Genomic DNA, 8,311 nt, shown 5'->3' on the forward strand with positions numbered 1-8,311 from the left:
GAGTGGGTGCGGCAGGTCTCTTCAGTCATCAGCATTCCGCTGACAATGGGCGGCGGCATCAATTCACTCGAGGACATCGAACTGGTGCTCGATGCGGGAGCGGACAAGGTGTCGATGAACAGCGCGGCGGTAAAGGACCCGAATCTGGTAAGCACGGCGGCCAAACGGTTCGCCTCAGAACGCATCACCGTCGCGATCGACGCCAGGCGGAACCCGGCCATGCCCTCGGGTTTCGAACTGGTGGTCTCCGGCGGCACCAGACCGGTCGGAAAAGACGCGATCGAATGGGCGCGCCAATGCCGCACTCTCGGTGCGGGCACCCTCCTCCCCACCAGCATGGACGGCGACGGCACGCTCAAGGGATACGACCTCGAATTCACGAAAGCGGTGGCCGATGCGTCCGGCCTGCCAACGGTCGCTTCGGGCGGTGCGGGCACGCTCGAGCATTTTTACGAAGGAGTCGTAAAGGGCGGCGCGAGCACGCTTCTCGCCGCCTCGGTGTTCCATTTCCGCACCTTCAGCATACGGCAGGTGAAAGAGTATCTTGTAGAAAAAGGTTTGAAGGTCAGCCTGTAATCCCCTGCAATGCTTCCAGGCGACGATCATGATCGTCGCCTGGAACACATCATGTTAAAAATAAAAATCTATTGACATCCCCCCGGCTTATATGAACATGTTTCACATAATGAACATTGTTCATGCAAGGTTTGCCGCATGAATGTCCCGAGTACGGGAGCAATCGCTTTTCAACGCTCGGTGCAAAACCATAATTCACGGTATCACGACAAATCAACAAAATGGATGTGCTTTCAATGAAAGCGATACGAGTGAGTGCAACAGGGCCATCGAACGTGCTGGAATACGTCGATGTCCCCACGCCCGAGCCCGGCCCCGAACAGGTGCTTGTCCGCACGGAATCGATCTCGGTGAACTATGCCGATGTGCGCATGCGGCAGGGCCTCTATCCCGAAATGCCGCCTTTGCCCTTCACTCCCGGCATCGAGGCGAGCGGCACCGTGGAGGCCGTCGGAAGCCAGATAACGAACCTTGAGCCCGGGCGGAAGGTCATCGTGATGGGAGGCGAGTGCTACGCCGAGTACGTCAAGGCCGGGCCGTTCTCCGTAGTGCCCGTGCCCGAGGGAGTGGACATGGACGCGGCCGCCGTGTTCCCGACCACTTATCTCACTTCGCACCTGATGCTGCACCACTTCGGCCGCGTTGAATCGGGACAGACGGCGCTGCTCTATCCGGCCGCCGGCGGCATCGGTACCGCGATGGGACAGCTTGCGAAACTTGCCGGCATCGAGGTGATCGGTCTTACCGACAGCCCCGAAAAGGCCGCGTACGCGAAGAGCCAGGGCATCGCCCACATCATCGACTATAAAAAAGAAAACGTACCGGCGCGGGTGATGGAGCTTACCGGCGGTAAGGGCGTTTGTCTCATCATGGACCATGTGGCCGGGCCGAAGTTCAGCGACAACTTCGACATGCTCGCGCCGCTTGGACAGGTGATCTGGTTAGGCAGCATCGGCGGCGACCTGCCCGCCGACATGGCCGCGCGCTTCAACCGCCATTTCATGAAGGGGATATCGATGAGGAGCTTCCACCTTGGCGGCACGGCCAAAGCGGACCCCATGGCCGTCTTCAACGCACTGGTGACGCTTCTCGGCCACCTGAGGGAGGGTAAAATACGGCCGGTAATCCATCGATCCTTTCCCCTTGCCGAAGCATCGAAGGCGCACGACCTTCTGGAAAGCGGCACGGTGACCGGCAAACTCGTTCTCAGGCCCTGACGGGTGTGGATATAATTTCGGGTAATTGTCTTTCATTGCGAGCCCCTGCCGTATCGGGGCGTGGAAATCCCTTTTAACACCGAGCTTTTTAGATTTTCTTCCTGCCTCTTGAGATCGCCGCGTCGCTCTGCTCCCGGCGCCGACAGTTTTCACCCCGGGTTTTATTTTCACCGCCCTGACGGGCCGATACGGCGCGCGAATGCGGATTGACAAATACCCTGGCCGTGTTATCATCCGGCCCGCCGTAAAAAAACGAGATCCTTTTCCGCTTCGCGCCTGTCCAATGAAAAGAAGCGTATCGACAAACGAACGGGACGATGAGACGCTGGTGCGCGAAACGCTGGCGGGCGACCGCCGCGCCTTCGACCTGCTGGTGCTGCGCCACGGCGACATGCTCTTCAATCTGTGTTTCCGCATGCTTGGCGAGTATGACGAGGCTTCCGACTGCGCGCAGGATGCCTTCTTCCGCGCCTACCGCGGGCTGGCGGGCTTCAGGGGCGAGGCGGCCTTTTCGACCTGGCTGTACCGTATAGCGGTGAACACCTGCAAAAACAGGCTCGCCTCCGCCGGGTACAGAAGGTCAAGAAAGATGGTGCGCCTGGAAGGCACCGGCGCCGATGACGCGCTGTTGCACTCGAACGGGAGGGTGTCATTCGCCAACCCGGCGGCGCGCTACGAGCGGGACGAGCGCGAGGCGCTCATTCAACATGCGCTCGACGCCCTGCCTCCGGATGAAAAGACCGTCGCCGTGCTCTGCGATATCGAGGGTAAAAGCTACGAGGAGATCGTCGCGACCACCGGCATGCCGCTGGGCACCGTCAAGTCAAGGGTCGCGCGTGCGCGTCGCAGGCTTCGATCGAAACTGGAGGGAATCGTATAGCATGAAGTGCCGCAGCCTACAGAGCCGCCTTTCCGAATATGTCGACGGAAGGCTTTCCGGGGAACTCGCGCGCGGGATCGATGAACACTGTGCATCATGCGCCGTGTGCGCGAAAGAGCTCGCCTTTCTCAGGGCCTACCGTAAACGCATGTCCACCCTGCGCACCGTCCCCGCTCCCACCGATCTGCCCCGCGCTGTCAACGAGCGTATCGACGCGCCCGAGCCGCGCCGCGGCATTGGTCAGAAGCTCTTTTCCCCGGCGCGCGTCAAGCTGCCGCTTGAGGCCGCCGGACTCCTCGCCGCAGCGGCGCTCGTTTTCGTGATACTCGTTCCCGACGAGTCACGGAAGACCGACATTGTAATGGATGCTCCGGAACACGTCGCCGTTATGGAAAAAACCGTACTTGAAACTCGCGATACCGGCGACACGCTCACTTCGTCCGGGCAGCGGCGCTTGAAAAAAACCGCATCGACCGATAAAAAGGTCCATCAGGCTCCGGTGTATGTTATCGCGCTCACCCTCCGCGGCGTCTCACCGTCCGCGCTCGACATGAACGAGGCACGGCACGGGCGCGCCACAGCGCGTGAGGAAATGGAAGCGTACGACGCCTCCATGAGCCGGGCGAAGGTCGCCGCCGCCCGGCAGATTCCGCCAGCGGAACAGAAAAAAGAGACGGCGGACCGCCTTACCGACGCCGAATCGCCCGCGGACGTTCGAAGCGCCATTCGGCGGTCGGGCGGGAGAATCCTCGAGGAGAAGTGCGACGCCGCCACCGGGCGCTGCAGCGTCTTCACGATCGAGATACAGGCAGGCTCCTATAGGGATCTTATATACGACCTCAAGGGACTGGGCGAGGTGCGGCAGGAAAAATCGGCACCGAAAGCGGAAGCGGGTAGATTTAAACTGCGTATACAGGTTGATGGGAATTGAATCGACCGGTTTAACCTTGAGGAAGGTGCTCTACATCATTCAGATCCTTGAATCTACCGCTGGCGCGCTTGTTTTTTAAAAGATCCTCAAGGGAAATTATCCTTACCGGGATATCATTTATATCGATTACTTCGGCTCGATCCCAGCACTCTTCAAAAACCACCCCGGAGGCACCGGTGATCACCTCAATTCTGACCGGCGGCACACCCATACGTATAACCATGTCCTTTTTCAGAAACAGTTCATTCGATATCCTCTCTTCAGGCATGCCAAATTCTCGAAAGGCGGCGGCTATGCGTGCCGCATTCAGGTCGTTTACGGCAATCCATATATCCATATCCCCGGTAGCACGCGGGTATCCGTGATAGCCAACCGCATATCCGCCTACAAGGAGATATTCAACCGCGTGTGAGTTCAACAACCTCAAGAAATCTTTGAAGTCTGAGTGCAACTTGATCCTCGCCATAGACCATCCTTCTGTTCAGTTCGACGGCGTTGAGTCGTTCGGCTGGTGTTAACGCAAACCAGTATGATTTTTCTTCATTTGGATCACGAAGCGACCCGACGGAGATTTCATCGCGGTTGAGTCGCGGCATTTGGTCAGTTGGAAGATGTATCTTTTGTTCACTCAATGCCGTTTCCGGTCAGGCCTGATTGGACCACATGACCGTATAAAAACTATATTGAATATTCGCGTCTGTCAAGGAAGAATCACCGTCATATAGTAAACTGTGGTTTTTAACCAAAAATAAGTTGTCCATCCATTATCCAAAACGCAGTCACCGCCTGCGTATCACGATCACCGTGACATCATCGGCCTTCCCCGCATCACCGACCGAGTCATGAAAACGCTCTATAATACGATCACACAATTCGCGTGCCGTCCCGCCGGGCGCGTTCGAAAAGGCATCGCGTATCCGTTCAATCCCCAGGCTCGTCGTTCCGTTGCCGAATCCGTCAAGAAGGCCGTCGGTGTAGAGGAGCAAACAATCGTCCCTGCTCATGGCGAAGCGCAGGACCCGCGCTGTAACCTCCGGATTGTTTATCCCGATCGGCAGCCCCCTGAAATTCGAATCTTTTGGAGATACGATACGCGCTTCTGAGGCGCCGCCACGGCGTAGCATGATATCCGGATGACCCACGTTGACGTATTCGACGCCGTTTTCCTCGAAGCGCAGCAGAATGCCCGTAACGAACGTCCCGGTCACTTCGATTTCCCCGTGTATCATCTCGGCGGCGGACCTCGCTATCGCCGCGAGCCCTTCCCCCTGCATCCGGTTGAAGAGCCGGTACAGTATGGGCCGTACGATCATGGTTATGAGTCCCGACGACAGCCCGTGGCCCGAGACATCGAAGAGGGAAACGCCCTTCACCTCGCCGTCGCGGATGTAAAAATCATACAGGTCTCCCGACACATCCCGGGCCGGCATGAAGCGGAAGGCGATGTCCCACAGCCGTGAGTCGGGCGATTCCGTGGGGAAGAAGGATTTCTGGACGAGGCCGGCGAGTTCCATCTCTATCCGACCGCGCTCGCCCGACAACTCGAGCTGGCGGTTCTTTTCGTTCAAATCGGTGTTCAGTTTCTCGAGAACCATGCGGTCCTCTTCCACTTCGCGCGTCCGCTCCTGGAGCTGTCTGGCGGTATAGGCAACGAGCAGCATGATCGGAATGAACATCACGCAAAAAAATAAATCGGTTGCGAGCGATCCCGGCTGTCCCGCCCATATAAGGGCGTATACGGTAACCGCCGCAAATACAATCAGCGAGCTCATCGAAATCACCAGGCTTTCCAGAAATGAAATGTAAGGGAGCAAAATGGTCACCGCGATGAGCGCGAAGACGAGACCCGCCGTCCTGATCTCCTGAAGTTTATAGACCGCGATTGAAAATACGAGGAGGTACAACGCGAGTTCGAGGGCGAATAGCAGTGTTTCGGTCTTCGGTGTGAAATCCCTCCTTCGCTGGATATACAGCATGAAGAGAAGCGTCCCACCGTTGGCGATGACCGTGAGGACAAGTATATCGGAATAGGTGATACTGGAAAGACCCAGTGCGTGGGCGACCGCCGCAAATATCTCGACGGCAATATAGCCGATGAGGACATTGCGCGTCATACGCATGTACTTTTCCTGAATGGAGATTCCCGATGGTATTATCCATATACCCATCATCGGTCACTCCCCCGGAAACGTGCAACGCCGAAGCGTCGAGCGAGACCAACATTGTTCATGACTTCTTTTAAAACCGCTGCAGAGTGGTTTTTCCCTCCATCGGCATTCATAGCCGTCACGTAGCGCAGTCGCACGACTGAACCGACCTATACATATGATCAAAATAAAATCAATACTATTTTCGAATGTTTTGCTTTATCACTGAACATTGTTCATTCGGCGAAGTGGTCATACCCCCTGCCGATGTCCATTCTTTCGTTGTTTTTGATCAGAAATATCCCTTCCTCTTTGGGCAGTACCGCGCCCACCACACTGATATCCGAAAACTCCTCTTTCAGGCGCGAAAGCTTCCCAGGCGGGACTGTAAACACCAGCTCGAAATCCTCGCCGCCGTACATCGCGAAGTCGTACGGATCCCCGCCGACCGCCTTTGCGGCCTCGACAACCTCCGACGAGAGCGGTATTTTTTCACAGTCGATGCGTGCGCCCACGCCGCTCTCCTCGCAAATATGACGAACCTCGCTTCCCAGTCCGTCGCTCACGTCGATCATCGCGTTCGCGTACCGCGCGATGACGCATCCCTCCGAGGCAAGACGGCACTCGGGTTCGAGGAACTCGATGGTATGCCCGGGCTTTCCGGCAAGCAGGAGCTCGAGACCCGCCTGGTTGCCACCGAGGGTTCCGGTAACACAGATGAGGTCGCCGGCCTTCGCCTCCGAACGCAGGCACAGCAGGTTCTTCTCCACCTCGCCGATGATCGTGAGGTTGAGCACGATCTGGCTCCCGTGCGTGGTATCGCCGCCGATGAGGTAAACGCCGTGCTTCCCTCCCGCAGAGTGAATGCCGCGATACAGTTCATCCATGTACTCCACCTCGGTGTCTTTCGTCAGCGCGACGGATATGAACGCGAAACGCGGCACGCCGCCCATGGCGACGACGTCCGAGACGTTCACCTCCACGAGCTTCTTCCCCACCTGAAAGGGGGTGAACCATTGCGGGGAAAAATGGCTGTTCTCCACCATCATGTCGGTGGTCACGACGAGATATTTGTCGGCCGTGTACGCGAGCACGGCGCAGTCGTCGCCGATCCCCCTGATAATGGCCGGGTCGCTCTCAACCTCGGGCATCAGCCGTTTGATGAGTGCGAACTCGCCGCCGATTTCGGAAATTTTCATTGGTGGTATTTCTCCCTGCATTCGCGGTTGATCTTCGCCGAACAGAAGTCGCCGCACATGGTGCAGACCTCCGCGTCGTCGTGTTTGGTGCTTCCGCGCATCTCGCGGGCCTTTTCTGAATTGAAGGCCAGAGCGTACATGGAGTCCCAGTCCAGGTTGGAGCGGGCGCGCGACATCGCGTCGTCGCGCTCGCGCGAGCCGGGAAGGCCCCGCGCCACGTCGGCTGCGTGCGCCGCGATCTTCGAGGCGATTACCCCGTCCACGACGTGCTTAACACCGGGTAGCCCCAGGTGCTCCATCGGCGTGAGATAACAGAGAAAATCCGCGCCGTACCAGGCCGCGAGCGCACCGCCGATCGCGCCCGAGATATGGTCGTAGCCGGGCGAGCAGTCGGTGACGAGCGGCCCCAGCACGTAGAACGGCGCCCCGTCGCAGTACTTCTTCTGCAGCTCGATGTTTTCCTTTATCATGTGCAGCGGCACGTGTCCCGGCCCCTCGATCATCACCTGAACGCCGGCCTCGCGGGCCCGGCGGGCGAGAAGCCCGAGCGTTTTAAGCTCCTCGATCTGCGCCGCGTCCGTCGCGTCGGCGAGGCATCCCGGTCGCAGGCCGTCCCCCAGGCTAAGTGTGACATCGTGCCGTTTCGCCATGGCGAGTATTTCGTCGTAGCGCGCATAGAGCGGGTTCTCCTTTCCGTGGTGCAGCATCCACTTCACGAGGAAGCTCCCGCCGCGCGACACGACGCCCATGATGCGCCCCTCCAGAAGCGGAATGCACTTTCTCGTTACGCCGCAGTGAACGGTTATGAAATCGACCCCATCCTCGATATGCGTGCGGACGCTCTCCAGGAAGTCGTCCTCGGAGATCCGCGAAACATCGCTCTGCCGGACGATCGCCTCGTATATGGGGACCGTCCCCACGGGTACGCGCGACTCCGCGATAACCATTTTTCGCATCGCACGGATGTCTCCCCCGGTGGAGAGGTCCATCATCGCGTCCGCGCCGTAGTACACGGCGGCACGTAGTTTCTGAAGTTCCATTTCTGGATCGGCGTTATAGCCGGAGGTGCCGATGTTCGCGTTTATTTTTATTTTAAGCCCTTTCCCTATGCCGACCGGCACGCAGTCGTGCAAATCGCTCTTTAAAATCACCGTGCAGCCATCGCGAATATCGTCCCGTATCTCCCCGGCGGAGCGCGGCTCTTTCGCCGCCACGGCCTTCATTTCCGGGGACACGATCCCTTTATTAGCGTATTCAAACTGCGTCATGATCTGTATCTCCTTTGAAACTCCAGTATCGCCGCAGCAACATCCGGCTTTGTTACGACCGCCGAGATGGCGCACACCATGTCGGCGCCCGCG

Annotated in this window: 8 protein-coding genes; 4 read left to right on the top strand and 4 right to left on the bottom strand. The window is 58.2% G+C overall.

Features of this window, described 5'->3' with window-relative positions; all coding sequences use genetic code 11:
* The 4 genes from VLM75_00005 to VLM75_00020 form a co-directional block, all read left to right on the top strand.
* Positions 1-576 (top strand): imidazole glycerol phosphate synthase cyclase subunit (locus tag VLM75_00005; GenBank protein HSV95294.1); only part of this gene is annotated, 576 nt, incomplete at its 5' end.
* A 236-nt stretch (positions 577-812) separates the two neighbouring features.
* Positions 813-1,793 carry an NADPH:quinone oxidoreductase family protein gene (locus VLM75_00010; GenBank protein ID HSV95295.1) on the top strand — a complete coding sequence of 327 codons (981 nt, stop codon included), beginning with the start codon at positions 813-815 and terminating at the stop codon, positions 1,791-1,793.
* A 283-nt stretch (positions 1,794-2,076) separates the two neighbouring features.
* Positions 2,077-2,673, top strand: a complete 597-nt coding sequence (locus VLM75_00015; protein HSV95296.1) for a sigma-70 family RNA polymerase sigma factor — start codon at positions 2,077-2,079, stop codon at positions 2,671-2,673.
* A 1-nt stretch (position 2,674) separates the two neighbouring features.
* Positions 2,675-3,604 (top strand): zf-HC2 domain-containing protein, encoded by a 930-nt coding sequence (locus VLM75_00020; protein ID HSV95297.1) that lies wholly within the window; start codon positions 2,675-2,677, stop codon positions 3,602-3,604.
* Between the two features lie 10 nt (positions 3,605-3,614).
* Here the strand turns inward: VLM75_00020 and VLM75_00025 are convergent, their stop codons facing one another.
* From VLM75_00025 to thiC, 4 genes are all read right to left on the bottom strand, one after another.
* A complete protein-coding gene (locus tag VLM75_00025; GenBank protein HSV95298.1) occupies positions 3,615-4,070 on the bottom strand; it encodes a nucleotidyltransferase in 456 nt (151 codons plus the stop codon).
* 313 nt (positions 4,071-4,383) lie between these two features.
* Entirely contained in the window at positions 4,384-5,775 is a 1,392-nt protein-coding gene (locus VLM75_00030; GenBank protein HSV95299.1) for a SpoIIE family protein phosphatase, read from the bottom strand.
* 212 nt (positions 5,776-5,987) lie between these two features.
* Entirely contained in the window at positions 5,988-6,950 is a 963-nt protein-coding gene (thiL, locus tag VLM75_00035; protein HSV95300.1) for a thiamine-phosphate kinase, read from the bottom strand.
* Positions 6,947-8,218, bottom strand: a complete 1,272-nt coding sequence (thiC, locus tag VLM75_00040; protein HSV95301.1) for a phosphomethylpyrimidine synthase ThiC — start codon at positions 8,216-8,218, stop codon at positions 6,947-6,949. The genes thiL and thiC overlap by 4 nt, the downstream gene beginning before the upstream one ends.
* Positions 8,219-8,311 lie beyond the last annotated feature (93 nt).

It is taken from the genome of Spirochaetota bacterium, assembly GCA_035477215.1.
Lineage (GTDB): Bacteria > Spirochaetota > UBA4802 > UBA4802 > UBA5368 > MVZN01.

Coding starts and splice junctions, on each gene's coding strand:
- VLM75_00010 (HSV95295.1), top strand. CDS start 813: ATGAAAGCGATACGAGTGAGTGCAACAGGGCCATCGAACGTGCTGGAA.
- VLM75_00015 (HSV95296.1), top strand. CDS start 2,077: ATGAAAAGAAGCGTATCGACAAACGAACGGGACGATGAGACGCTGGTG.
- VLM75_00020 (HSV95297.1), top strand. CDS start 2,675: ATGAAGTGCCGCAGCCTACAGAGCCGCCTTTCCGAATATGTCGACGGA.
- VLM75_00025 (HSV95298.1), bottom strand. CDS start 4,070: ATGGCGAGGATCAAGTTGCACTCAGACTTCAAAGATTTCTTGAGGTTG.
- VLM75_00030 (HSV95299.1), bottom strand. CDS start 5,775: ATGATGGGTATATGGATAATACCATCGGGAATCTCCATTCAGGAAAAG.
- thiL (HSV95300.1), bottom strand. CDS start 6,950: ATGAAAATTTCCGAAATCGGCGGCGAGTTCGCACTCATCAAACGGCTG.
- thiC (HSV95301.1), bottom strand. CDS start 8,218: ATGACGCAGTTTGAATACGCTAATAAAGGGATCGTGTCCCCGGAAATG.